At 50.3% G+C, this 23,753-nt stretch carries 26 protein-coding genes; 24 read left to right on the forward strand and 2 right to left on the reverse strand.

What is annotated here, in order from left to right; genetic code table 11:
• The first annotated feature begins 105 nt into the window (after window positions 1-105).
• The 11 genes from HMPREF0721_RS01545 to HMPREF0721_RS01590 all read left to right on the forward strand — a co-directional run bounded on the left by HMPREF0721_RS01545 (window position 106) and on the right by HMPREF0721_RS01590 (window position 9,625).
• Complete coding sequence (locus tag HMPREF0721_RS01545) at window positions 106-1,791, forward strand: formate--tetrahydrofolate ligase (protein ID WP_006597762.1); 1,686 nt, start codon at window positions 106-108, stop codon at window positions 1,789-1,791.
• 37 nt (window positions 1,792-1,828) lie between these two features.
• Complete coding sequence (locus HMPREF0721_RS01550) at window positions 1,829-2,488, forward strand: cyclodeaminase/cyclohydrolase family protein (RefSeq protein ID WP_006597763.1); 660 nt, start codon at window positions 1,829-1,831, stop codon at window positions 2,486-2,488.
• Window positions 2,489-2,490: 2 nt separating this feature from the next.
• Window positions 2,491-3,360 (forward strand): bifunctional 5,10-methylenetetrahydrofolate dehydrogenase/5,10-methenyltetrahydrofolate cyclohydrolase, encoded by an 870-nt coding sequence (locus HMPREF0721_RS01555; RefSeq protein ID WP_006597764.1) that lies wholly within the window; start codon window positions 2,491-2,493, stop codon window positions 3,358-3,360.
• A 289-nt stretch (window positions 3,361-3,649) separates the two neighbouring features.
• Window positions 3,650-4,153 (forward strand): hypothetical protein, encoded by a 504-nt coding sequence (locus tag HMPREF0721_RS01560; RefSeq protein WP_006597765.1) that lies wholly within the window; start codon window positions 3,650-3,652, stop codon window positions 4,151-4,153.
• Window positions 4,150-4,353, forward strand: a complete 204-nt coding sequence (locus HMPREF0721_RS01565) for a helix-turn-helix transcriptional regulator (RefSeq protein WP_006597766.1) — start codon at window positions 4,150-4,152, stop codon at window positions 4,351-4,353. Before HMPREF0721_RS01560 ends, HMPREF0721_RS01565 begins: the two co-directional genes overlap by 4 nt.
• 98 nt (window positions 4,354-4,451) lie before the next feature.
• Window positions 4,452-5,717 carry an alpha/beta hydrolase gene (locus HMPREF0721_RS01570; RefSeq protein WP_169310190.1) on the forward strand — a complete coding sequence of 422 codons (1,266 nt, stop codon included), beginning with the start codon at window positions 4,452-4,454 and terminating at the stop codon, window positions 5,715-5,717.
• A gap of 27 nt (window positions 5,718-5,744) precedes the next feature.
• Window positions 5,745-5,894: a hypothetical protein gene (locus HMPREF0721_RS11690; RefSeq protein WP_006597768.1), complete on the forward strand. Its 150-nt coding sequence runs from the start codon at window positions 5,745-5,747 to the stop codon at window positions 5,892-5,894.
• Window positions 5,895-6,024: 130 nt separating this feature from the next.
• Complete coding sequence (locus tag HMPREF0721_RS01575) at window positions 6,025-6,219, forward strand: hypothetical protein (RefSeq protein ID WP_006597769.1); 195 nt, start codon at window positions 6,025-6,027, stop codon at window positions 6,217-6,219.
• 51 nt (window positions 6,220-6,270) lie between these two features.
• Window positions 6,271-6,531 (forward strand): hypothetical protein, encoded by a 261-nt coding sequence (locus tag HMPREF0721_RS01580; protein ID WP_006597770.1) that lies wholly within the window; start codon window positions 6,271-6,273, stop codon window positions 6,529-6,531.
• Window positions 6,532-7,080: 549 nt separating this feature from the next.
• Window positions 7,081-8,643 carry an FGGY-family carbohydrate kinase gene (locus tag HMPREF0721_RS01585; RefSeq protein WP_006597771.1) on the forward strand — a complete coding sequence of 521 codons (1,563 nt, stop codon included), beginning with the start codon at window positions 7,081-7,083 and terminating at the stop codon, window positions 8,641-8,643.
• Between the two features lie 28 nt (window positions 8,644-8,671).
• Window positions 8,672-9,625 (forward strand): serine hydrolase domain-containing protein, encoded by a 954-nt coding sequence (locus HMPREF0721_RS01590; RefSeq protein WP_006597772.1) that lies wholly within the window; start codon window positions 8,672-8,674, stop codon window positions 9,623-9,625.
• Window positions 9,626-10,264: 639 nt separating this feature from the next.
• Here the strand turns inward: HMPREF0721_RS01590 and HMPREF0721_RS01595 are convergent.
• The gene (locus HMPREF0721_RS01595) at window positions 10,265-10,636 is read right to left on the reverse strand and encodes a hypothetical protein (protein ID WP_006597774.1); all 372 of its coding nucleotides are present in this window, start codon (window positions 10,634-10,636) and stop codon (window positions 10,265-10,267) included.
• Window positions 10,637-10,854: 218 nt separating this feature from the next.
• Between HMPREF0721_RS01595 and lon the strand changes: the two genes are divergently transcribed.
• The 5 genes from lon to HMPREF0721_RS12050 all read left to right on the forward strand — a co-directional run bounded on the left by lon (window position 10,855) and on the right by HMPREF0721_RS12050 (window position 17,234).
• Window positions 10,855-13,158: an endopeptidase La gene (gene lon, locus HMPREF0721_RS01600; RefSeq protein WP_006597775.1), complete on the forward strand. Its 2,304-nt coding sequence runs from the start codon at window positions 10,855-10,857 to the stop codon at window positions 13,156-13,158.
• 141 nt (window positions 13,159-13,299) lie between these two features.
• Window positions 13,300-14,544: a quaternary amine ABC transporter ATP-binding protein gene (locus HMPREF0721_RS01605; protein WP_006597776.1), complete on the forward strand. Its 1,245-nt coding sequence runs from the start codon at window positions 13,300-13,302 to the stop codon at window positions 14,542-14,544.
• Entirely contained in the window at window positions 14,537-16,267 is a 1,731-nt protein-coding gene (locus HMPREF0721_RS01610) for an ABC transporter permease/substrate binding protein (RefSeq protein ID WP_006597777.1), read from the forward strand. Before HMPREF0721_RS01605 ends, HMPREF0721_RS01610 begins: the two co-directional genes overlap by 8 nt.
• Before the next feature lie 116 nt (window positions 16,268-16,383).
• The gene (locus tag HMPREF0721_RS01615; protein ID WP_156788670.1) at window positions 16,384-16,773 is read left to right on the forward strand and encodes a hypothetical protein; all 390 of its coding nucleotides are present in this window, start codon (window positions 16,384-16,386) and stop codon (window positions 16,771-16,773) included.
• Between the two features lie 236 nt (window positions 16,774-17,009).
• Entirely contained in the window at window positions 17,010-17,234 is a 225-nt protein-coding gene (locus tag HMPREF0721_RS12050) for a hypothetical protein (protein ID WP_207635230.1), read from the forward strand.
• Here the strand turns inward: HMPREF0721_RS12050 and HMPREF0721_RS11695 are convergent.
• A complete protein-coding gene (locus HMPREF0721_RS11695) occupies window positions 17,231-17,395 on the reverse strand; it encodes a hypothetical protein (protein WP_006597780.1) in 165 nt (54 codons plus the stop codon). The two genes, HMPREF0721_RS12050 and HMPREF0721_RS11695, sit on opposite strands and share 4 nt — an antisense overlap.
• Window positions 17,396-17,568: 173 nt before the next feature.
• Between HMPREF0721_RS11695 and HMPREF0721_RS01625 the strand changes: the two genes are divergently transcribed.
• The 8 genes from HMPREF0721_RS01625 (at window position 17,569) to panD (ending at window position 23,562) form a co-directional block, all read left to right on the forward strand.
• On the forward strand, window positions 17,569-18,114 hold the full coding sequence (locus HMPREF0721_RS01625) for an ECF transporter S component (RefSeq protein ID WP_040639830.1): 546 nt from the start codon (window positions 17,569-17,571) through the stop codon (window positions 18,112-18,114).
• A 17-nt stretch (window positions 18,115-18,131) separates the two neighbouring features.
• A complete protein-coding gene (locus HMPREF0721_RS01630; protein ID WP_006597783.1) occupies window positions 18,132-18,329 on the forward strand; it encodes a hypothetical protein in 198 nt (65 codons plus the stop codon).
• 6 nt (window positions 18,330-18,335) lie between these two features.
• Window positions 18,336-18,710 (forward strand): hypothetical protein, encoded by a 375-nt coding sequence (locus HMPREF0721_RS01635; protein WP_006597784.1) that lies wholly within the window; start codon window positions 18,336-18,338, stop codon window positions 18,708-18,710.
• A 303-nt stretch (window positions 18,711-19,013) separates the two neighbouring features.
• Complete coding sequence (locus tag HMPREF0721_RS01640) at window positions 19,014-20,291, forward strand: O-acetylhomoserine aminocarboxypropyltransferase/cysteine synthase family protein (RefSeq protein WP_006597785.1); 1,278 nt, start codon at window positions 19,014-19,016, stop codon at window positions 20,289-20,291.
• Window positions 20,292-20,554: 263 nt separating this feature from the next.
• Window positions 20,555-21,442 (forward strand): Rossmann-like and DUF2520 domain-containing protein, encoded by an 888-nt coding sequence (locus HMPREF0721_RS01645; protein WP_006597787.1) that lies wholly within the window; start codon window positions 20,555-20,557, stop codon window positions 21,440-21,442.
• Window positions 21,426-22,256 carry a 3-methyl-2-oxobutanoate hydroxymethyltransferase gene (gene panB, locus HMPREF0721_RS01650; RefSeq protein ID WP_006597788.1) on the forward strand — a complete coding sequence of 277 codons (831 nt, stop codon included), beginning with the start codon at window positions 21,426-21,428 and terminating at the stop codon, window positions 22,254-22,256. Before HMPREF0721_RS01645 ends, panB begins: the two co-directional genes overlap by 17 nt.
• A gap of 36 nt (window positions 22,257-22,292) precedes the next feature.
• Window positions 22,293-23,162: a pantoate--beta-alanine ligase gene (panC, locus tag HMPREF0721_RS01655; protein WP_006597789.1), complete on the forward strand. Its 870-nt coding sequence runs from the start codon at window positions 22,293-22,295 to the stop codon at window positions 23,160-23,162.
• Between the two features lies 1 nt (window position 23,163).
• Entirely contained in the window at window positions 23,164-23,562 is a 399-nt protein-coding gene (panD, locus tag HMPREF0721_RS01660; RefSeq protein ID WP_006597790.1) for an aspartate 1-decarboxylase, read from the forward strand.
• Window positions 23,563-23,753: the final 191 nt, after the last annotated feature.

Here is a 23,753-nt window from a genome sequence, read left to right on the forward strand (position 1 = left end):
TGCGCGGCGTGCTTCTCTGCATTAAAATATAAAGAAGTGTTTTGGTTCCGATTCTGGAACGGCGTTCATCTTCAATCATTTTGTCAAAGAATTAAAGGAGGCAACATGGGGTATTTATCCGATATTGAGATTGCACAGGCGGCCAGCCCGAAAGACATTCGCGACATTGCCCGAAAATTGGGCCTGACAGAAGACGATCTGGAACTTTACGGTAAGTACAAAGCCAAAGTGGATTATAATTTGCTCAAACAGCCGTCGGCGAAAAAACCGCGGCTGATCCTGACAACAGCCATCAATCCGACACCGGCCGGCGAAGGCAAAACCACGATGACCATCGGCGTGGCAGATGCGTTCGGGCATTTGGGCAGGTCGGCGATGGTTGCCCTGCGGGAGCCGTCCCTCGGGCCGGTATTCGGCATTAAAGGCGGGGCGGCCGGCGGCGGCTATGCCCAGGTGATTCCGATGGAAGACATTAATCTGCATTTTACCGGCGATTTTCACGCCATCGGTGCAGCGAATAACCTTTTGGCCGCGATGATCGATAATCATATTCAAAAAGGCAATGCCTTGGGCATCGACGCGAAGACCATCATCTGGCGGCGCTGCGTGGATATGAACGACCGTCAGCTGCGCAACATTGTCGACGGGCTGGGCCGCCCAGCGGACGGTACGCCCCGGCAGGACGGGTTTGACATCACGGTCGCTTCAGAAGTCATGGCAGTTTTTTGTCTGGCACGGGATATCAGCGATCTGAAAGAACGGCTGGGCGATATTATTGTCGCCTATACCCGCGATGACGAACCGGTTACCGCTGCGGATCTTAAAGCCAACGGTGCCATGGCGGCCCTGCTGAAGGATGCGCTTAAGCCTAATCTGGTGCAGACGCTCGAAGGCACGCCCGCCTTTATTCACGGCGGTCCTTTTGCAAATATTGCCCACGGCTGCAATTCGGTGATCGCGACGCGCATGGCGATGCACTTTGCCGACGATTATGTGGTGACGGAGGCGGGCTTCGGTGCGGATCTCGGCGCGGAGAAATTTTTGGATATCAAATGCCGGCTGGCGGATCTGCAGCCGGACGCGGTGATCGTTGTGGCGACGATCAAAGCGCTGAAGTATAACGGTGGTGCGGACGTCAAAGACATCACCCAGGAAAATCTGGATGCGCTGGCCAACGGTCTGCCCAATCTTTACAAGCATGTCGAAAATATTACCGACGTTTTTGGTTTGCCGGTGGTGGTGGCCATCAACCGGTTTGTCAGCGACACGGAAGCGGAAATCGAGCTGCTCAAAAAATCCTGTGAAGAACGGGGTATCACGGTGGCCTTAGCCGACGTTTGGGGACAGGGCGGCAAAGGCGGCATCGACGTGGCTCAGGCGGTGATCAAACTTTGCGACGAAAATGCCGGGAAAGAACATTTTACCTATGCCTATGATCTCGATCAGCCGCTGATGGCAAAAATCACGACGCTGGCGCAAAAAATTTATGGTGCCGATAGGGTGGACTTTGCACCGGAAGCGCAAAAGGCGCTGGCGAAGTTTGAAAAATTAGGCTACGGAAATTTGCCCGTGTGTATGGCCAAAACCCAATACTCCCTTTCGGACGACGCGTCAAAGCTTGGCCGGCCGACAGATTTTACCATCACCGTTCGGGACGCGACCATTTCGGCCGGGGCGGGCTTTGTGGTTTGTTTGACCGGCGCCATTATGAAGATGCCGGGACTGCCCCCGCATCCGGCGGCGGAAAAAATTGACGTGGATGAAAACGGCGTGATCAGCGGATTATTTTAATCCACGGCACAAACGAATTATTTGGAAGGGCGAGAAAATGACAAAATGTGAACAAACTTATGATCGGATGCCCTGTGCGGAATTTGTTTCGGCATTGGCTTCCAGTGCACCGACACCAGGCGGCGGCGGCGCTTCGGCACTGGCCGGTGCCGTTGGGGTGGCCTTGGGGCAGATGGTTGCAGCCCTCACAATCGGCAAAGAAAAATATGCGGATGCGGAGGATGTGATGATTGCCCTCAATCACAAGGCACAGACTCTGCGGGAAGAGCTGTGCGCGCTGATTGATCGAGATGCGGAGGTCTTCGCGCCATTGTCCGATTGTTACCGGATGCCGGCGGCGACGGCCATCGAGCGCCAGGCCAAAGATGAAGCGATCCAGGCTTACCTGGATGCCTGCTGCGAAGTGCCGCTTCGCATCATGACGCTGTGCTGCGAAGGCATTGCGCTGGCGAAGGAATTTGCCGAGGACGGCTCCCGGCTTGCGGTTTCGGATGCGGGCTGCAGCGCCGCGATTTTAAACGGTGCGCTGCACGCGGCGGCGCTCAACGTGTTGATCAATACCAAGAGCATGGCCGATACCCGGCGGGCGGCCGCCTATAACGAAGAGGCGAATCGCATGCTGGCCGGCTATGGTGCACTGGCCGATCGCATTTACAAAGATATCAGCAAAGACCTGCAGCCTGCGGAAGAGGTGTGAACATGGGGAAGACCACCAGACAATTGCAGGGCCGGCCGGTGGCGGCACGGCTGGACGCCGAAACGCAGAAACAAGTCTCAGAGCTCAAAAGATGTGGCATCACACCGACGCTGGCTCTGATTCGTGTGGGTGAGCGGCCGGACGATTTGGCCTATGAGCGCAGCATTCTCAGGCACGTTGAAAAAGTCGGCTTGCAGGTAAAGGCGATTACGCTGCCAACCAAGGCAGATACTCAGAGCGTGATCGATGTGATTGGCTCAGTCAATCGAAATGCGGTTATCCATGGCTGTTTAATTTTCAGACCGATGGGCACGCAGATTGACGATGCGGCGGTCTGCGGCGCGTTGGAACCCGCCAAGGATGTGGACGGCATCACGCTGGGGTCTCTTGCAGGGGTTTTCACCGGGAAGGCGGTTGGTTATCCGCCCTGCACAGCGGAAGCCTGTCTTAGAATGCTCGATGCCTACGACATTGATCCCGCGGGGAAAAAAGTTTGCGTTGTAGGGCGAAGCCTCGTCATCGGGCGGCCGGTGGCCATGATGCTCTTGGCGCGCAACGCGACGGTGATGATTTGTCACACGCGCACAATGGATGCGCCGGCGATCATGCGCGAGGCCGAGATTATTGTTGCAGCGGCGGGACAGATTGGCAGTGTGACAGCTGACGGGGTGGCGGCAAATGGCCAGACGGTGATTGTCGATGTGGGCATTAATTTTGATGCTGCCGGCCAAATGGTCGGCGACGTAACCTCGGATGCCGCGGCGAAAGCCGGCGCTGTGACGCCGGTCCCCGGCGGGGTAGGAACGGTCACGGCGGCAGTGCTTTGCCAGCATGTGGTGCAGGCGGCGCAGAAACGGCAGGCAATAGATTAGATTCAATCATTTAAAAAGCAGTGGAGCTCCATGCGGGCTTCACTGCTTTTTTAGAGCCTGAATTTTAGTGATCAAAGCGCTGATTGCGTGCCGACAGACCGACGGCGATCAAAATGTACGATTGAAGGAATCTCCTTTCCAATCGAGTCGTGCGGTAACAGAATCAAAAATATAAACGCGATAAAAATAATAATATAAATATAAAAAAAGCAAATATAATTGACTTTTTGACGTTTATAAGTATAATGAAGAAGCAGTTTATCAATTTTGGAAGAGAAGGGAGTACGAAATGATTTTTGTGATTTTATGGGTATGCGTTTTGGCCTTTGGCATCATGGTAAAAGAAAAAAGGAGCCGGCGTTCGGCAGATTACGACGAAAGACAGATGGCCTTTCAGGATCGAGCCTATCGCCATGCCTTTTTCGCCGTGATGATTTTTTGTGCATGTCATTTTTTGCTGGTGTCGGCGGCGGGCCCCTATCTGTCTGACGGCAGCAGCTCGTTGATCGGCATCTTTCTCGGTGTTTTGGTTTATGGGGGAGAGTGCATCTGGAACAATGCCTACTTTCCCTTTCGTCAAAAAGGGCGGCGCATTATTTGGCTGTGGGGGATGTTGACAGCGGTGAATTTGGCGGTGCTCATCGTTCGGGGAATCCATCGGGCCGATTGGATTCGTGACGGGGTGCTCACGCTGGATCAAATGACGCCGCTTGTAATGGTGATTGTTTTCGGGGGATTCCTGGCGGTGTCGTTAGCCAAGTGGTTTGTCTCTCGGAAGGAGAATGCCGATTGAAAAATTTACGCATGAAGGCCGCACGGGCTGCGCGCGATTTGTCTCAGCAGCAATTGGCGGACCTGGTGGGCGTCTCCAGGCAGACTATCAGCGCGGTGGAAAAGGGCAATTACAACCCGACGATCAAACTTTGTGTGGCCATTTGCCGCGCGCTGGGCAAAACTCTTGACGAATTGTTTTGGGAATCAGCGGAAGACTGAAGAAAATTGGGGAACAAAAGTAAATTTGTTTGGATGGATAGCACATAAAAGTGCTATAATAATTTTTTAAGACAATAATGTACAGCGATGGTAAAGAAATGGTAAAGAAAAAGCGTGATGGCTCCGCGACGAAGGCCTTCGAGGACAAAAAAATAAAAAAAGAGCAGAAGCGTCAAGGGCATTTGTTAAAAAAAAGTCTGCGTGCAAAGACGCAGACAAAAAGGCAGTCACCGGTTCAACGCAATTTTGATTTAAAAAGCTGGTGGCGCATTGAACCGCTGGCCCATAAATGGATCTTGGCTTCGCCGGCCAGTTTCAGCGTGGAGCGCCAGGACCGGCTTTTGGATCGTTTTGTCCGGGGGAAATGGCGCGGCCGCAAAACTCAGATGGAAGAACGTGTGATCTATCGTCGGGATGGCAGTACCCTGCGGGTTTTGGTCGTTTGGTCCAACAAAGGGACAGACGCAAAAGCGACTGGTCTGCTGTGGCTGCACGGCGGGGCCTATATGGCCGGCATTCCGGAACAGGCCCATGTTTATGCGGATCTTTTTTGCGGCGATGGCAATTGCGTGATGGTTATTCCGGACTATCGCAAGGCCGGCGAAAAACCATATCCTGCGGCGCTGTGGGATGCCTATGATGCACTGGTTTGGATGCAGGAAAACGCGAATAACCTGCACATCAATGCCAATCAGCTCTTTGTCGGCGGCGAATGCGCCGGCGGCGGTCTGGCTGTGGCGCTGGCACTTTACGCAAGAGATCAGCGGGAAGTGGCCATCGCATATTTGATGCCGCTTTTCCCGATGATGGACGATCAAACTTTCCGCCGAAAGGCAAAAATTCAAAAACTGACCGAACCGGATCTGAATCGTGCTCGGGGCTGGGAAATGTATCTGAGCGTGTATGAAACCCGCGGGCAGGTGCCCATATATGCGGCGGCGGCCCGCGTCGACGAATTGACCGGTCTGCCGCCGGTTTGTACCTATGTCGGCCGGGACGATCCGTTTTATGAAGAAACCATCGCGTTTGTTAAAAAGCTGAAAGAAGCCAACATCGATGTTGCGTTTCGCATTTTCCCAGGGCGTTTTCGGGTATTCGACTGGCTGGCGCCGGCCAGCCATGCTCTTAAACAGGCGCGGGTATTTTTAAAAGGTCAATTTGAAAATGCCCGGGAAAACTGTTATCAGCCGCAGTTTAAAGGCCGCAGCCGAAAAGCCAAGGCCATGATGCGGCGACGGGCCATGGCGAAACGCCGCCGGAATCTGCATCATGGGATGTCGGCGGGGCAGGCGAAAACCGAAACAATATCTGATCAGCAGCACCAAACGATGGCGGCAAAGGATATAAATCATGCTAAAATGTGAATTTGGATCAAAGGTGGTTTGAGTCGGTTGGGGATAAAATATAATATTCAGTTTAAGGGCGCTCGAGAGGGCAATTTAAAAGTCGTCGGCTGTGTCAAACCGGTAGCAGCTATTTTGCGGGGAACGATTGTCGGGGTCGAGGGCTCTCCTGCGCTGATCAACTGGCAGGAGTCTTAGAGATGATAAAAGCGAAAAGCTCAAGGAAAGCGGCTTTTCGCTTTATTTTGTTGACAGACAGCGAATTAAACTATAAGATTAAGTGCGAAAAACCAAAACAGTGGTTTTAGCACGATACAAGGAGATAAACTTGGCACGATTTTATAAAACTATTCGGCTGACAAAAGCAGAAATGCTGGGCATGACGAATCGTCACACCTATCGGCTGATTCCTTTTGATCCGCTGATTCCGGCAGAACGTGCTTTACCGAAAGAACCGGGCTTTAGTGATGAAGCGATTCGGGGCGCACTGCGACAATTTGTCGGACATGCCGATTTTTTCTAAAGATAAGCGGAAGCGGCGTTTGAAAACAAGATTAAAATCAGGAGAGAAATAATGGCAGATCAACAAAATGCAACAGCATTGCAAGAACAGGCCGTGAAGGAATTAGCAGCCCTTGGCCTTGAGCGGCTCGGCTATGCCAAAGATCGCAGAGCAGCGGCGAATATTTTATTTCAGAAGCTGCAAAGTGAAGACGGTGGCCAGCCGGAGCTGCCGACAATGAATATGCTGGTGCAGCAGAATTGGATTATGATTCGGCAATTGGATCGCATTGAACAGATGCTCTATCAATTAGCCGGTTTAAAAGAAAATTGAAAATAAAAAGAGCTATTAAATCATTACCATCGGCTAAGCCGATGGTAATGATTTTTGTTTTGTTTATTTTTTCTCATACGGACATTTAGACATTTATGCATGAATGGCATACATATTCTATTACTTATATCAATAACGATTAAATTCAAAACCAAATATTATGTGTTTTTAGTTCCTTAATTATAGGGGAGTTTATAAATAACATACAGGCAATTCAAGTTGCGTTGCGAAGACAGTTGAAATGGATTTAATCCCGGTGATAGCAGGGATACACCTACAAGTCAGTTTTACGATATGAAAAGGGTTGGGGAGATTTTTGAAGGAAAGATCCGGATATCCCGGGATAAGACATCTGAAGCATCTTGGGATGCGGAAAGAAAATGCAATAATTGACATTAGAAAAGAGATATAAGTAGTGAGATCCGCTATTAAAATAATTTGCCATAGTTATGGAATATTTAAAGTGATATAATTAGGCATAAAAAGAAGACGAAAGTCGTCTGTTTTTCAACAAAGCAGTACCGTCAAGTATGAAAAGGAGGTAACGTTATGGCAAAATTTATCGTAGGTATTGATGCAGGCACCACCGGTCTGAAAACGATGATTTTTGAACTGAATGGGAACCCACTTGCCAGTGCTTACAGGAGTTACCCCTGTAAATTTCCTCATGCAGGCTGGGTAGAACAGGATCCATGGGATTTATGGAATGCTTTATGTGAGACCTCAAAAGAGACAATTGCAAAAGCAGACATTGATCCGAAGGAAATCGCTTCTATTGCTATTTCAAGTCAGCGGGGCACATTCTTTGCTGTTGATAAAGATTGGAATCCTATAGAAGATGCTATTGTATGGAGTGATGTAAGAGCTACAAAAGAGGCACAGTGGATTGGCAGTCATTTTGGGATTGATAAATATTATGGAATCGCAGCTTCCGCAATGACGCCGAGCTTCTCATATTCCAAATTTAAATGGGTCAGGGACAACCGTCCCGACCTCTATGAGGAAGCTTACCTTTTTGTAAACGGCCAGGAATGGCTCCTCCATCAGTTGGGATCAGAAGAGGTGTTTACAGACCCTTCGTCTCTGGCGATGAATGGGATGATGGATGTTGCAAAGTTAGATTGGTCTGATGAACTTTTGGATGCAATAAATGTATCACGCAGTAAATTGCCGCCAGTAAAGCATCCGGCCAGGCAGGTGGGCTGTATTTCACCAAAGGCTGCAGAACTCACAGGTTTTCATGCGGGAACATCGATCTGCGTCGGTGGGGGTGATCAGCAGTGTGCTGCCGTCGGCTCAGGCATTATTAAAGAAGGCATGGCTGAAATTACGGTAGGGACGGCAGGTGTCATCGTAGCTGCAGTGGATAAAGTTTATGAGGAATCGCACCATGAGATCTATTTTTCCGGCCATGCCAATCCCGGCAAGTGGGATATGGAAGGGCAGGTAACGATGGCCGCTTCCAACTTAAAATGGTTCAGAGATACATTTTGTGATGCAGAAACTGCGGTCAGCAAGGTATCCGGTAAAGATGTCTATGATATTATCTGTGAAGAAGCAGCTAATGCCTATGTGGGAAGTCGCGGTTTGCTCTACTTCCCTTTCCTTCAGGGTCAGCTGACGCCTTACTATTGTGATGCTGCCCGGGCCGGATATGTTGGAATGACACCGGCTCACGGAAAAGCGGAAATGGCCAGAGCCGTCCTGGAGGGAGTGGCTTATGAATTAAACATGAGCATCAATGCCATGCAGAGAGTACTTGGACGTCCGTTTGATGTTATCAGGCTTTCCGGCGGTGGCGCAAAATCTCCATTATGGCGTCAGATTCAGGCTGATGTCTATGGTGTTCCTGTAGAAAAACTGAAAATCTTTGATTGCGGTCTTGTCGGATCAGCAGCACTTGGTGCAACGGCGGTCGGGATCTTCGACAACATAGAAGAAGCTGTTGGAAACCTCGTCCATACGGATGGTTTTGTTGAACCTGATATGCATCACCATGAGATTTACAAAGAATACTTTGGCATTTTCCGTGATGCATTCCTTGCATGGCGTGATCGCGGCATTTACGATCGACTGGCGGCTGCCACTGACAAATACTGGGACGCAAAATAATACGAAAAAGTAAACAGGAGACTTGTTTATGTTGAGCCTGACAGATTTTATCAACGCAATAGAAGAAAACGATTTGGAAGTAGATGCGGTAATGGCAATTAGGAATGATACGATTTTAGGGCTTCATCGTTTTTCAGACGATATTTATCACAATGTATTTTCCGTGGCGAAAAGCCATCTAGCAACGGCGGTCGGCTTTGCAATCGATGAAGAAAAATTGTCGCTCGATGATAAACCCATTGATGCTTTCGCGGATATTATTCCCGATGATGTAGATCCCCGTTGGAATGATGTGACATTGTATAATCTTATGACAATGACATCGGGACATGGGGAGCCCTTTCTGATGACATCAGACCGGAAGAAGCTCCGCGGCGAGACAGCGGAAAAGCTTCCTGAAGCAATGATGGACGAATGGCTGATTTTTGCATTTACACGCCCAATGATGTATGAGCCCGGAGAAAAGTTCAGCTATGGCAATCTTGCACCGTATGTCGCCGGACGCATGCTGGAAAAAGTGGTCGGGATGTCTGTCTGTGATTATTTGTATAAAAAGTTCTGGCGTCGGGTCGGAACCGAAAAGCCCCGTTGGGACACAGACTCGAAAGGGCACACTTTCCCTGCCAGCGATCTGTTCCTTGATATTGTAGATATGGCTAAACTCGGCCAACTCTATGCTTCAGGCGGAACATATAAAGGAATACGTTTTCTGTCAGAAGAATGGGTGAAAAAAGCAGGTGCATTCCATGTACCGTCTTCATCCATTAATCCGGCAGGAAACGCAATAGATGAGGAAGCAGGATACGGATTTTATTTTTGGAGAAATTACGGTGACGAAAACAGTTATCGCTGTTATGGTCGCGAAGCACAGTTTGTCATCATTATGCCGGATAAAAATGCGGTTGTAGCGGTACAATCGATGCAGCACAACGTGCAGCCAGTCATGGATGCAATATGGGAATACATTTTTCCGCAGATATAATGTCGCGGTTCAGATTTGCGTATAACACAAACAAGGATTCATCAAGCTATCTATGGGCTTAAAAAAGTTTGTAGGCAGTTAAACTTTAACAAAATGGCTGTTGCATTATGATATGCACCTTTTCCAAGTAGACAAGCAAAAAATAAAAACTTGTTGATAATGCGGAGCATATCGGGATTTTATTGCTTCTCCTTCTTATTTCCTTATTATTTAGATCCTATGTTTTATAAAGATATTTAATCTATAAATGGCATACTTATTTCATTGATCATAAACACCTGCATTTTTTATTTAGTAGAAAAGACTTCAAAAATGAAGTGAGAGCATATTAATCTTTCAATTTAGTATGCATGATAGAAGAGAGATTTGCTGCTGATCATAGTGTATGTGCCTATAGATGGCATCTGCAATCTTTTTATCAGAAACCACTATTCTTGCACCTTGATATGTTGCAGCACAAAGATCGGGCGGGACTTTCGTCCCGCTTTTGGTTGTATAATAAACAATCAAGCGGCAGTCGAGGTGATGATAAGACCTCGTTCTTTTAGAAATACAACCAGGTCGGATTGTTCGCTTGACGTGGGTTGTTCGAAAAAAACAATGGCCATTTGATGGTCTTTGGACAAAAGCAGGCCGTGCTCAGCGATAAAAACAGTATAGCGAATGGCATTGTAGGGTAAAGTGATGCCCGCCCGGCCCGGACACATGGATTCCGTCATCTTTGAACACAGTGGTCACGTCGTATTCGTTGCGGCCGGTCAAACGCCGGATGGCCTTTAAATTGTCGTGAATCGTGCGCCGCAAGCTTATTATATAAGCGACGAGGATCCCGGTAGCGAGCACCAAAAGAGCAACCGCGGATTGGGCGTTGCCCTGGTGCCAGCGAAGCGCGCCGAGAGCAGTCATAATGCCGGCCAATATCGGCATCGCTATATTAAAATGTTTGGGATAAAGATAAGGATGTATCTTTTTGAGCAGTGCGGCATCAATGGTGCCGTTGGTTTGAAACATGGGAACCTCCGTCAGAGTAAAGACATATCGGCATTATAGCATGACGCGACATAAAAAACTTGCGCAATACTTAAAAAATAGGATTTTGCTTGCAATTCGATTTGACGCGCATTATAATGCTGTCAAATCAAATGTTAAAGATGGCTTTTAAAAGCCATTTTTTTAACAGAAATGTTAGCACTCAACAATAAGGACTGCTAACAAGAAGGGAGAAACGCATGACGGTTGTACCGATTTATAATATGGTGGTGGCACCCAATGCCAGAACTTTTATGCAGACGGATCTTTATAAGAGACTAACGGGAAAAGATCCGGAAGAAAACGAGCAGGTGGTGTTGCTGATTGCGCGTAAGCAGGCGTTGTTATCAGAAATGCGGCAGATAGATTTTTATCCCATTGGGGTATCCGGCCGTATTGTTGAAATCAACCAGAACGGATATTTAGTCTTTAAGACCGGAGATCGGGTTAATGTGGAAAATCTTTCGATCATTGGCGGGGAAAGAATTGAACTTGAAGCGATTCCGAAGCCAGATATTGAGGATTTAGATGCTGAAGACGAAAAATCGCGGCTGGAAGTGCTCAAGAGCAAGCTGGTGGAATCTGTCAAAGATTTTCGCTGGGGGGTAATCGCGCGAAATTATTTCACGCAGATGAAAACCATCGGCGAAGTTACGTCGCTGCTTTCCATCTGGATGACCAATTCGCCGGACGAAAAATACGCAGTGCTCGAACAGAACAGCTGTGAAAAACGGACGGCCATGATGGAAAAAATGGTCTATGAATATTTGGAAATCACCAAAATCACCAATGAAGCCGAAACGGAACAGAAAAAGGATTACGAAAAGCTTTATCGTCAGGAAGCCATCAAAAAACAGATGCAGTATCTGCAAAAGGAGCTTGACGAAATGGATCCGGAAAATGTATCGGATATTCGCCGGCTGGAATTGGCGGTTGAAGAATCCGGGATGAACGAAGAGGCGAAAAAGGAAGCCGGTAAGGTGCTCAGCCGCCTGAAGCAGGAGGGCCAGCATTCCCAGGAAGCCGGCATGCTCTACGATTATCTGGATTTTATGGCCAAGTTGCCCTGGAAAAAGGAAGAAGCCAAGGCGATCGACCTGGATGAAGCCGAAAAAATCCTTGATGAAGATCATTTTGGTCTCAAAAAGGTCAAGCAGCGCATCGTGCAGCAGGTGGCGGTGATGAATTTGCAGCACAAACAGTCGGGGTCCATTCTGCTCTTTGTGGGAGCCCCCGGCACCGGCAAGACCAGCATCGGTAAATCCATCGCCAAAGCCCTCGGCCGGGAATATGTCCGCGTCAGTTTGGGCGGGGTGCGCGACGAAGCAGATATCCGTGGGCACAGACGAACATATATCGGCGCGATGCCCGGGCGCATCATGGACGGCATTCACAAGGCGGGCGTCTCCAATCCGGTAATGGTGCTCGACGAGGTGGATAAGCTTTCGATGAGTTACAACGGCGATCCGGCTTCGGCCTTGCTCGAAGTGCTTGATCCGGAGCAGAACAACACCTTCACTGATCACTATGCCAACGTGCCTTATGATTTGTCCGATGTGTTCTTTATCTGCACGGCCAACAGCCTGGACACGATTCCCGAGCCGCTGCTCAACCGAATGGAGGTGATTCAATTCGAAGGCTACACGGCAACGGATAAGTTCCAGATTGCCAAGCGTCATTTGCTGCCGCGAGCCTACGCGGCCATGGGCATTGATGAAGAACGGTTGATGCTGCCGGATGAAACACTGCGCGCCATTATCTCGGATTACACGATGGAAGCGGGTGTCCGCGGTCTTAAAAAACGCATCGATACCCTTTGCCGGGCGGCGGCGGTGCAAATCGTGAAGGGCGAAGGCGGACAGCTGACCATCGTGCCGGACGAACTGCGGGATTATCTGGATATGCGGCCGGTGACCCACGATCACATTCTGGCGAAGAAAAAGCCGGGAATTGTCACCGGGCTTGCCTGGACGCGGGTCGGCGGTGAAATTCTCTTTATTGAGACTCTGATGACCGCGGGGAGCGGCAAGGTGATTATCACTGGGCAGCTGGGCGACGTGATGAAGGAATCGGTGCAGATTGCGGTGAGTCTGGTGAAAGCCATGTTCCCGGAACAGGCCGAAAAGTTTGAGAAGAACGATCTGCACGTGCACGTGCCGGCCGGAGCCGTGCCCAAAGACGGCCCGTCGGCGGGGATCACGCTGACGACGGCCATCGCCTCGCTGGTCTGTCAAAAGGCGGTCAGCCCGGAATTTGCGATGACCGGCGAAGTGTCGCTGCGCGGGGTGGTGACGCCCATCGGCGGGCTGCCGGAGAAATTGATGGCGGCTCAGCGCGCCGGCATTCAAAGGGTCTTTATCCCCAAGGATAATGTGGATGATTTGAAGGATGTCGCTGATGAAGTCAAAGCCAGACTGACCGTCATTCCGGTCGGGACCGTGCAGGAAGTTCTCGAGAAAACCGGCGTGATCGGCGAGATGCAAGACACGTTAAAAGCTGTTTAAAACAATAAAATTAAGATTAAAAATCCTCATTTTCTTTGACGGGAATGGGGATTTTTGAATGCATGAAAAATTTATGTTATAATATTTAAACTAAGTTAGTTTAATTCAAAGCGAAATCATGGAAACAAAGGAGGGATTCGCATGCGTCAGATCACGATTAAACATCTGACTAAGATATTTGGCAAACGTAAAAAACAGGCAATGAATATGATTGAAGCTCATAAAAGCAAAACAGAAATTCTTGAAAAAACCGGCTGTACGGTCGGCGTTTATGATGTGAACTTAGAGATTGAACAGGGAGAAATTTTTGTAATTATGGGGCTTTCGGGCAGCGGCAAGTCGACGCTGGTTCGAATGCTGAATCGTTTGATTGAACCGACGAGTGGTGAGATTCGTTTTGAAGATGAAGATGTGGTTCAAATGAATGACGAAGCGCTGCGGGATTACCGGCGGAGCAAAGTGAACATGGTCTTTCAGAATTTTGGGCTTTTTCCGCACCGGACGATTTTAGAAAATACGGAGTACGGCTTAGCTGTTCGCGGGGTGGACGCCGCCCAGCGGCGGCAGCGAGCAGAAAAAATTCTGGAAAGCTTTCATCTGTTGCCCTTTGCCGATCAATATCCCGATCAGCTTTCCGGCGGGATGCAGCAGCGCGTCGGTCTGGCCCGGGCGATTGTCAACGATCCGGAAGTGCTCCTCATGGATGAGGCCTTTTCGGCGCTCGACCCGCTGATTCGGCGCAATATGCAAGACGAGCTGTTGGAGCTGCACGAAAGCCTGAATAAAACCATTGTTTTTATTACCCACGATTTGAATGAAGCTTTGCGTTTGGGCGATCGCATCGCCTTTATGCGCGACGGGCAAATCGTGCAGGTAGGCACCGGAGAGGAAATTCTCATGCATCCGGCCGACGAATTTGTCCGGCAGTTTATTCAGGATGTGGATGTCTCCAAGGTGCTCACTGCGGAGAACGTGATGATTCCGGCAATCACAGCTAATATTGAACTCGACGGCCCCTATGTGGCATTGCGGCGTATGCGCAAAGAACACGTGTCGATGCTGATGGCCATTGACCGCAAGCGCAGACTCAAAGGGACGCTCCAGGCAAAAGAAGTACTGCGTGCCAGCCGGGAAGGGAAGAAGCTGACAGAAGTCATGGATCTTCAGGTTCAAAAAATTCCCAAGGAGACGCTGGTGACAGACATTTTCAATTTGATTTATGATTCGCCGACGCCTTTGGCCGTGGTGGACGAGAGGGACCGCTTGCTTGGCGTGGTGATTCGCGGCACAGTGCTTGAAGCGCTGGCCGACATCAGCAGCACAGAAGTCTCGGATCAGGATACTCCGGACACGGTCAAGTCAGATAAGGAGGATGCGCATGTTTAAAATATTAACCACAGCGATTCCGGTGGCTGACGGCGTTGAGCATGTTGTCAGTTGGATGACCAAAGCCTGGGCGGGATTCTTCTCCGCGGTGCAGTGGGGCGGCAAGGGCGCGATGGATGCCATCACCCGATTTTTGGTGTTTCTGCCGCCGGTGCTGGTTATTCTGGGACTGGCTGTTGCGGCTTATTTTGTCGCGAATCGGAAGAAGGGATTGCCAATTTTTGTGCTCATTGGCCTGCTCTTTGTTTATAATCAAGGCCTATGGGAAGATATGATGAACACGGTGACGCTGGTGTTTATGGCGGCGCTCCTTTCAGTGGTTATCGGAATTCCCCTGGGGATTCTTATGGCGAAAAAAGATCGGGCACAAGTCGTGATTCAACCGATTCTTGACTTCATGCAGACCATGCCGGCCTTTGTGTATCTGATTCCGGCAGTGGCTTTCTTTGGCATTGGCATGGTGCCGGGAGTTTTTGCGTCAATTATTTTTGCGCTGCCGCCGACGGTGCGCTTCACCAATCTCGGCATTCGAGAGATCCCGCGGGAACTCATTGAGGCATCGGATGCCTTCGGATCGACCTCTTCTCAGAAACTTTTTAAAATCGAGCTGCCTTTGGCGAGAAATACCATCATGGCCGGCATCAACCAAACGATTATGCTGGCGCTGTCAATGGTGGTTACCGCCTCGATGATCGGTGCGCCCGGGCTGGGCCGCGGCGTGCTTTCGGCGCTGCAGCGTGCCCAGGTGGGCAATGGTTTTGTCAGCGGGATGGCACTGGTGGTTCTCGCAATTATCATCGACCGCTTTACACAAAAATTAGCGGTGGCGGATACCAGGCGCAAGGCAGCGGCCAAGGCGGCACAAACCAATCCCAAACGCCGGCGGGTAATTAGCGGCGTGGTAGCCGCGCTGGTGATGATTGGCGTGGTGGCGGCCGCCCGCATCGGCAGCGGCAGTCAACAGGAAATCAAGCTTGCTTATGTGCAGTGGGATTCCGAAGTGGCATCGACTCATGTGATCGCAGAAGTTTTGAAGGATCAGGGCTACAAGGTAACATTAATACCGTTGGATAATGCCGTGATGTGGGAATCGGTTGCTCGAGGGGAATCGGATGCTATGGTCTCGGCCTGGCTGCCCAACACCCACCGCGCGCAGTATAAACAATACCGCAAGGAACTGGTCAATCTTGGAGCAAACTTGACCGGCGCAAAGTTGGGGTTAGTCGTTCCTGATTATATGCGTGTGGATTCGATTGCGGATTTGTCAACTGAGGCTGGCCAAACCGTCACAGGCATTGAAGCCGGCAGTGGTGTGGTTACCGCAGCGGAAAAAACGGTCAAAACGTATCCGAATCTGAAAGGATGGAAGGTCACGACGACGTCCAGCGGGACGATGGCGACGGCGTTGGGCAAAGCGATTGATCAGCACCAGCCAATTATTGTGACCGGCTGGAGCCCTCATTGGATGTTTCAGAAATATCATTTGAAATACCTGAAGGATCCAAGAGGCACCATGGGGAAAGCAGAGCATGTCAGCACCATGGCTCGAAAAGGGCTAAAAAGTGACATGCCCAAGGCTTACCGCATCCTCAATCACTTTCATTGGACGACGGATGATATCAGCAGCGTGATGTTGGACATTCAAAATGGTATGGATCCGGAAAAGGCGGCAAGAAAATGGGTTAAGGCGCATCCCGATCAAGTCGCTCGGTGGACGCGCTAAACGTAGGAAATTTTAAAAAATGACATAAAAAAGAGTGCGGCGATTTGCGAAAGGTGGGAGCTCCTGTTAAAATAAGGCGACAAAGCATACAGATGGAAAAGAAAGGGGAACACCGAATGGAATTATTGATCGGTGAGAACAGAGCACCCATTACTTCAGAAGATATTGATCATTTTATGGCGTTTGCCACTAAGGCGCTCGGCAGTTTGCAGGATTTGTCACTGAATGAAGATGAACGAGTGGCCAGCCGAGATGCCCTGCGGCGACGGCTGCGCATTGAAGAAGACCGCACCCGAGCTGTATTTGATCAAAATAGTGCCGATGTGAATATGCTTCAATGGCGCGTGCATCGGGCGTCGCCGATTCTGCCGGTGCACGAGGCGTTTCTAGAGCGACAGGTTGTGCGGATTCGGGAACTCAATAGCTTGGCACAAGAGATGCGGGATGTGATTGCTGAGGTGAAAGATCATCTGCAAAAATTAGAGAATTATCGCGTATTAGGCTAAGGCATTTATTGATGAAAATAAATTTTGAATTGCTTTACAGCTCTTTTGATCAGTGCTATAATAATGTTGTAAACTTTGAAGGAAGTTTATATTCTCGCACAAGCGTTATTGTTATGGCAATGCGCTAAAAAATCCATATTATGATTCCTTATTTGTTACCGGTCTGTATGGCCGGTATTTTTTGTATAAGAGAAAACCACGCGTTTAACGCGTGGTTTTCATCATACAATAAAGCCATGGACAATGCCACGGCTTGGATCTCTTCGTTTATGATGGTGCATCCAAAATATCATGATGCTTTGGAGGCTATTTGGAGCCGCCTGCAAATGCATTGTCACAACGAGTCTCATGTGGCTGCGGCCACGATCGCCATCATCGGGAATGTAACTGTGATCACGAGCATCATGCTCGCCATTGCGATCGTGAATGTCGTTGCGGGCACCGCCATGCATAGGCTTTAATCATCGATATAATTTTGGAGCAACAGCAGCATCTTCCGAAGGATGGCGTTTTTCTTGGCAGGATCTTTTTCTTTCAGGGCGCCGGCCAGAGAATCCCGGAAAAAACTAAGCAGGAGCTTAACCTGCTTTTCGTCGACGAAATGGTTGGTTGTTTCGGTCATGATTTGTCTCGCTTTCTTTCCATTGAATGGATTTTATTATAAAAGAAGCGACAGCAAATTGCAAAACGGGATTGAGCGGCCAACTGACCTTATTAAAATTTGTTTAAATGGGTATTTATAGCCGGGCCAGGAAAGCGGATAATGGGGAAGCCATCAACAGAGGAGGTTTTCAAATGAAAGAACGAGAAACACATCATCGTTTAACACTGCAGGATCTGGTAATCACCGCTTTAATGATTGCGCTGACTTTTGGCATGACTTTTATCAATGTTCGGTTGCCGATTGCAGCCAACGGCGGTTTGGTTCACTTGGGGAATATTCCCCTGCTGATCGCCGCGGTGATCTTTGGCAAGCGGACCGGCGCTTTAGCCGGCGGGATCGGCATGGCATTATTCGATTTGGTCGGCGGGTGGACGCTTTGGGCGCCCTTCACCTTTGTGATCGTCGGCTTGATGGGATACGTCGTGGGCGCGATGACGGAAAAGCATTGCGGTTATCGCTGGTACGTGGCAGCTATCGCGGCCGCCTGTGCGATTAAAATCGCGGGATATTATGTCGCTGAGAGCATTATCTATGGGAATTGGCTTGCGCCGGTGGCGTCGATTCCTGGAAATCTGGTGCAGATGGGACTTGCGGCGGTCGTGGTGCTCGCGGTGATTGGCCGATTGGATTTGGCAGCGGCGCGCATCGGATTAAAACCTCAGACGCCAAAAGTCTGAGGCCGGCGGCGATCCTAATGCTAAATAAAGCGGAGATACTGCAGCTTTTTACGCGCTATCTTTACAATGAGAAACATTTGCCGATGGCAACTGTGCGCCGCTATCGCGATGCAGTGGCGGCGGGCAGAAAGGATCCGCTGGCAATGGCTGCTTTTCGGGAATTTCGGAAACAGTCGCCACAGATCGAAGCATTGACAAATCCGGATGAAAGGTGAACCCCCATGGCATCACAGGAAAAATCGGATGACGTCTTGACATTGCAAATCGTAACGGCGATGCTCAAAAAAACGCAGCCCTTTGAGCGCGCGGCCTTCACAAAGTGGCTCGAGAAGCGGCAATATTCAGAATCTCAAATTATGCAGATTGAAAATCGTTTGGATATTGCGGGAATGCATTTGCAATTATTTCGTCTGGGCGACAAGGCGTTTTCTGCGATGCAAACGCCGGAGGAAATGAAGGCGGCGATTACCCGATTAAAGCGGAACGAAGATTTTAAACGCTTTGTGAAAAAGCAGGCGGTTGATTTTGATTTGGCCTTTGAAGAAATACTGGCCTTTGTCCACTTTCAGGCCATGCTGCCGATTTGGAATGGCTGATTGCGGCGGGCTATGCTATAATAAAATTAATTAACCATCGGTTATTCAAAAAATAAAGGAGGATCAGATGAAATACCATCGTTTTTTCGCCTGGGCAACCGTGGTTTGCTTTATTGCAACCATGATCACCGGCTATCAAAAACAATAAGTCGGTACCCAAAACGTCTTTGGAGGAAATCCTAAAGACGTTTTTTTAGTGAGCATTTTCTGAAGAAAGGACGACACAGACGGATAAAAATCAAAAGTGTGTCGGACTATGCTATAATAAAACGCAGCAATATTGATAACCAGAGAGGACCATCTATGAAAAAAGAAACACAATGTATCCAGGCCGGGTACGAACCTAAAAACGGCGAATCACGGCTGATGCCGATTGTTCAAAGTACGACCTTTAAATACGATTCCAGTGAAGCCATGGGCCGGTTGTTTGATCTTGAAGCAGAAGGCTATTTTTATACGCGGCTGCAGAATCCGACGAGCGACCGGGTCGCGGCTAAGATCGCGGCGCTGGAAGGTGGCACTGCCGCCATGCTGACGGCATCCGGTCAGGCGGCAACTTTTTATTCGATATTTAATTTGGCGAGTGCCGATGACCATGTGGTGGCATCGTCGGCGATTTACGGCGGGAGTTTTAACCTGTTCAACGTGACGATGCGCCGAATGGGGATTGACTTCACCTTCGTCGATCCGGACTGCACGGATGAAGCGTTGGCGGCAGCGTTTAAGCCCAACACCAAAGCGGTTTTCGGAGAAACCATTGCCAATCCGGCCCTCATCGTTTTTGATATTGAACGTTTTGCTAAAGCGGCTCACGCCCATGGAGTGCCGCTGATCATCGACAATACCTTTGCGACGCCCATTAACTGTCGCCCCTTTGAATGGGGAGCAGATATTGTTACCCATTCCACCACGAAGTATATGGACGGACACGACGCGACGGTCGGCGGATGCATTGTCGACAGTGGGCAATTCGACTGGATGGCCCATCAAGAAAAATTTCCGGGGCTGACCACGCCGGATGAATCGTATCATGGCATTACCTATGCGGAAAAGTTTGGCCGGGGCGGGGCGTTTATTACCAAGGCGACGGCCCAGCTGATGCGCGATCTCGGTGCGACGCCGTCTCCGATGAATGCGTATATGCTGAATTTGGGGCTGGAATCACTGGCAGTGCGCATGGGACGCCACTGCGCTAATGCCCAACAGGTCGCGGCCTTTCTCGAGCAGCACGATCAAATCGCCTGGGTCAACTATCCGGGACTGCCCGGCAACCGTTATTACGAACGGGCTCGAAAATACATGCCGAACGGTACTTGCGGGGTGATTTCCTTTGGGGTGAAAGGCGGCCGCAAGACGGCGGAAGCTTTTATGAAGCATTTGAAAATTGCGATGATCGCGACCCATGTGGCCGACGCGCGCACCTGCGTGTTGCATCCGGCCTCTTCAACCCATCGCCAGATGACGGACGAAGAACTGATTGCCGGCGGGGTGGCGCCGGATCTGGTGCGCCTGTCGGTGGGGATTGAAGCCGTCGATGACATTATTGTCGATCTCGATCAGGCTTTGCGGGCAGTCGTTTAATCTTGGCATCGGAGTGATACATTCACATGATCAGAACAACCAGAGGCCGAAAGGCCTCTTTTTTGATGGAACAAGTCAATGCATTGCAAAAAAATATACAATTAGGGCAAAAAAATGATATTTTTCTTTACAGCGATGGATGGAGGTGCTAAACTAAGCGGGATGGACGGTATTCCCTCGGGAAACTGTACCGATGCAAATATCTTGAATCGTTCTCCGGGCACGGACAACATCACGTCGTGATCGAATTTCATGAAGGAGTGATGGCCCTGAAAACTGGATTTGTGGGAGCCGGTAAGGTCGGCTTCACTTTGGGAAAATACTTGACGACCCATGGCGCTCGGGTGACAGGTTATTACAGCCGGAACACCGATGCCGCCGATGACGCGGCGCAGTTTACGCATTCGCAAAGTTACCGAGAGCTCGGTGACCTGGTAGCAGACAGTGACGTGTTGTTTTTAACGGTTCCGGACAGCAGTATTGCGGCCATGGCGGCGGCGATCTGTGAGTATCCGATTCAAGGTAAAATCATTTGTCATTGCAGCGGCGCCCTTTCAGCAGAAGCGGCTATGCCGGGTGCAGAACAATTTGGTGCGAGTGTCTATTCCGTTCATCCGCTATTCGCCGTAAGCGATCGCTATGCCGCTTACCGTGAATTGTCGGATGTTTTTTTTGCCCTGGAGGGCAGTGCGGATCGTTTGGACGCGGTTAACACCTGGCTCAAAGGATTGGGCCTTTCGGTGCAGATCATCGATAGGTCATCGAAGGCGCGTTATCATTGTGCCGCGTCGATGGCCAGCAACTTGGTCGTCGGGCTTGTGGCGCAGAGTATTGCAATGCTTGAAACCTGCGGCTTTTCCCGAGAAAGGGCGCAGCAGGCGCTGATGCCCTTGGTGCTCGGCAATGTGGCTCACATGGCTGAAGACGGCATCATCGACGCTCTTACCGGCCCGGTGGAGCGCGGTGATACCAAAACGGTGGCGGCCCACCTTGACTGTTTTGACAAGGCGAATGACAGGCTATTATACGCGCTGTTATCCCAGAAGCTGCTGGCGCTTGCGAAGACAAAGCATCCCGATCGGTCATACCAGTCCCTCGAAAATTTATTATTATCATTGGGGGAGACAACTCAAAATGAAAAACACGGTTAAAACGTTTCAGGCCATGAAAGAGCGCGGCGAAAAAATCGCAATGTTGACGTGCTACGACTATTCCACGGCTAAATTGCTCGAGGCGGCCGGAATTAACGGCGTACTTGTTGGCGATTCATTGGGCAACACCATGCTCGGCTACGAAGATACGCTTTCGGTGACGATGGAAGATATGATTATCTTTGGCAGTGCGGTGGCCCGAGGATGCCGGGACATCATGGTGGTCATCGACATGCCGTTTATGTCTTATCAGGTATCGGATGAGCAGGCGCTCGTCAATGCGGGGCGTTTGATGAAAGAAGGGCGCGCTCAGGCGGTAAAGCTGGAAGGCGGCGCGGCGGTTTGCTCGCAGATAGGTGCGATCACGGCGGCGGGCATCCCTGTCATGGCTCACTTGGGGCTCACGCCGCAGTCGGTGAATGCTTTCGGCGGCAACCGTGTCCAAGGGAAGGGCGAAGCCGCGGCTAAGCAGCTGCTGGACGATGCGCTGGCCATTCAGGAAGCGGGGGTTTTTTCGGTGGTGCTCGAATGCGTCCCGGCAAAGTTGGCGAGCTTGATCACCGAAAAACTGAGCATCCCGACCATTGGCATCGGCGCCGGTGCCGGCTGTGACGGGCAAATCCTCGTGTATCAGGATATGCTCGGGATGTTCATGGATTATGTGCCGAAGTTTGTCCGTCATTTTGGCAAAGTTGGCGAGGCGATGGTCGGGGCTTTCAAGGCCTATGACCAGGCGGTGAAAGCCGGCGATTTCCCCAACGAGAATGAAGCTTTCAAGCTTGCCAGCGAAGACGACCTTAATCGGTTGTATTAAAGGATAAAAGGAACTGCAGTCAAAGGAGCGAAAAATATGATCATAGCGAAAACGATTCAGCAGGTGCGCGATCAAGTGTGTGCCTGGAAAGGGGCCGGGCAAAGCATTGGTCTCTGCCCGACCATGGGCTATCTGCACGAGGGCCACGCCTCATTGATGGCAGCGTCCGCAAGACTTTGTGACAAAACTGTAGCGTCGGTCTTTGTCAATCCGATTCAGTTCGGACCGAACGAAGATCTCGCCGATTATCCCCGGGATTTTGAGCACGACCGCGCGTTGCTCGAGACCGAAGGGGTCGATTTGGTTTTCCATCCGGATGCCGATGAGATGTATGCGGCGGATTTCTGCACTTTTGTGGATATCGATGTGCTGAGCCAGACCCTTTGCGGCAAGAGCCGGCCCATTCACTTTCGCGGCGTGTGCACGGTCATCACGAAATTGCTCAACATCGTCGGGCCCGACAAAATTTTCTTCGGACAGAAGGATGCTCAGCAGCTGGCGATCGTCCGCCGGATGGTGCGCGATTTAAATTTTGATGTGGAAGTGGTGGGCTGCCCCATCGTGCGCGAATCCGACGGGTTGGCCAAAAGCTCCCGAAATACTTATTTAAGTGTGAAAGAGCGTCAAGCTGCATTGATTTTATCCCGCAGCGTGCGCCTGGGGCAGGCCATGGTGGCCGGCGGCGAACGCCGCAGCGAAAAGCTTTTGGCGGCTATGCGCGGTAAGCTGGCCGGCGAACCGATGGCCGAGGTGGAATACGTCGAAGTGGTGGACGGCGAAAGCATGCAGCCGGTCGATGTCTTTAAACCCGGAGATTTGGTGGCGATGGCGGTGCGCATCGGCACCACTCGCCTGATCGACAATTTCACCGTGGGTGACCCCGCGATTGTCATCCCGGAGGTGTGAGATGCTGATTTCAATGTTAAAGGGAAAAATCCACCGTGCGACGGTGACCCAGGCCGAGCTGGATTACGTGGGGTCGATCACCGTCGACGAGAATTTTCTGGATCAGGCCGGTATTTTGGAATACGAAAAGGTCGCCGTTGTCGACGTGAACAATGGCGAACGCTTTGAAACCTACACCATTGCCGGGGAACGGGGCAGCGGCATCATTTGTCTCAACGGGGCGGCAGCGCGCTGCGCCTGTGTTGGGGATAAGGTGATTATCATGGCCTATGCTTTGGCCGATGAGCAGGAAGCCAGGGCACACAAGCCTCAGGTGATTTTCTTGGGCGAAGGCAACCGCGTCGAACGCGTCACCAATTACGAAAAGCACGGCTGTCTGAAAGACTGTTTTCGCGTTTGAATTGATTTTAAATAGATCAGCAAAATGCGCCAAATTATGGTACAATTAAATGAATGAAAGGGAAGCGAAAATCGTTTGCTTTGAGCACAGCACCGGATGTCATGCATGGCAGGAGTCCGGTGTTTTGCTATCGGCAATACGCCTGAAACATCATCACGCATATCTTTCCGATGTTAAGGCGTGGCCTGAGC

The sequence above is a fragment of the Pseudoramibacter alactolyticus ATCC 23263 genome, assembly GCF_000185505.1.
GTDB lineage: Bacteria > Bacillota > Clostridia > Eubacteriales > Eubacteriaceae > Pseudoramibacter > Pseudoramibacter alactolyticus.

Coding starts and splice junctions, on each gene's coding strand:
- HMPREF0721_RS01545 (WP_006597762.1), top strand. CDS start 106: ATGGGGTATTTATCCGATATTGAGATTGCACAGGCGGCCAGCCCGAAA.
- HMPREF0721_RS01550 (WP_006597763.1), top strand. CDS start 1,829: ATGACAAAATGTGAACAAACTTATGATCGGATGCCCTGTGCGGAATTT.
- HMPREF0721_RS01555 (WP_006597764.1), top strand. CDS start 2,491: ATGGGGAAGACCACCAGACAATTGCAGGGCCGGCCGGTGGCGGCACGG.
- HMPREF0721_RS01560 (WP_006597765.1), top strand. CDS start 3,650: ATGATTTTTGTGATTTTATGGGTATGCGTTTTGGCCTTTGGCATCATG.
- HMPREF0721_RS01570 (WP_169310190.1), top strand. CDS start 4,452: ATGGTAAAGAAAAAGCGTGATGGCTCCGCGACGAAGGCCTTCGAGGAC.
- HMPREF0721_RS01580 (WP_006597770.1), top strand. CDS start 6,271: ATGGCAGATCAACAAAATGCAACAGCATTGCAAGAACAGGCCGTGAAG.
- HMPREF0721_RS01585 (WP_006597771.1), top strand. CDS start 7,081: ATGGCAAAATTTATCGTAGGTATTGATGCAGGCACCACCGGTCTGAAA.
- HMPREF0721_RS01590 (WP_006597772.1), top strand. CDS start 8,672: ATGTTGAGCCTGACAGATTTTATCAACGCAATAGAAGAAAACGATTTG.
- HMPREF0721_RS01595 (WP_006597774.1), bottom strand. CDS start 10,636: ATGTTTCAAACCAACGGCACCATTGATGCCGCACTGCTCAAAAAGATA.
- lon (WP_006597775.1), top strand. CDS start 10,855: ATGACGGTTGTACCGATTTATAATATGGTGGTGGCACCCAATGCCAGA.
- HMPREF0721_RS01605 (WP_006597776.1), top strand. CDS start 13,300: ATGCGTCAGATCACGATTAAACATCTGACTAAGATATTTGGCAAACGT.
- HMPREF0721_RS01610 (WP_006597777.1), top strand. CDS start 14,537: ATGTTTAAAATATTAACCACAGCGATTCCGGTGGCTGACGGCGTTGAG.
- HMPREF0721_RS01615 (WP_156788670.1), top strand. CDS start 16,384: ATGGAATTATTGATCGGTGAGAACAGAGCACCCATTACTTCAGAAGAT.
- HMPREF0721_RS12050 (WP_207635230.1), top strand. CDS start 17,010: ATGGACAATGCCACGGCTTGGATCTCTTCGTTTATGATGGTGCATCCA.
- HMPREF0721_RS11695 (WP_006597780.1), bottom strand. CDS start 17,395: ATGACCGAAACAACCAACCATTTCGTCGACGAAAAGCAGGTTAAGCTC.
- HMPREF0721_RS01625 (WP_040639830.1), top strand. CDS start 17,569: ATGAAAGAACGAGAAACACATCATCGTTTAACACTGCAGGATCTGGTA.
- HMPREF0721_RS01630 (WP_006597783.1), top strand. CDS start 18,132: ATGCTAAATAAAGCGGAGATACTGCAGCTTTTTACGCGCTATCTTTAC.
- HMPREF0721_RS01635 (WP_006597784.1), top strand. CDS start 18,336: ATGGCATCACAGGAAAAATCGGATGACGTCTTGACATTGCAAATCGTA.
- HMPREF0721_RS01640 (WP_006597785.1), top strand. CDS start 19,014: ATGAAAAAAGAAACACAATGTATCCAGGCCGGGTACGAACCTAAAAAC.
- HMPREF0721_RS01645 (WP_006597787.1), top strand. CDS start 20,555: ATGGCCCTGAAAACTGGATTTGTGGGAGCCGGTAAGGTCGGCTTCACT.
- panB (WP_006597788.1), top strand. CDS start 21,426: ATGAAAAACACGGTTAAAACGTTTCAGGCCATGAAAGAGCGCGGCGAA.
- panC (WP_006597789.1), top strand. CDS start 22,293: ATGATCATAGCGAAAACGATTCAGCAGGTGCGCGATCAAGTGTGTGCC.
- panD (WP_006597790.1), top strand. CDS start 23,164: ATGCTGATTTCAATGTTAAAGGGAAAAATCCACCGTGCGACGGTGACC.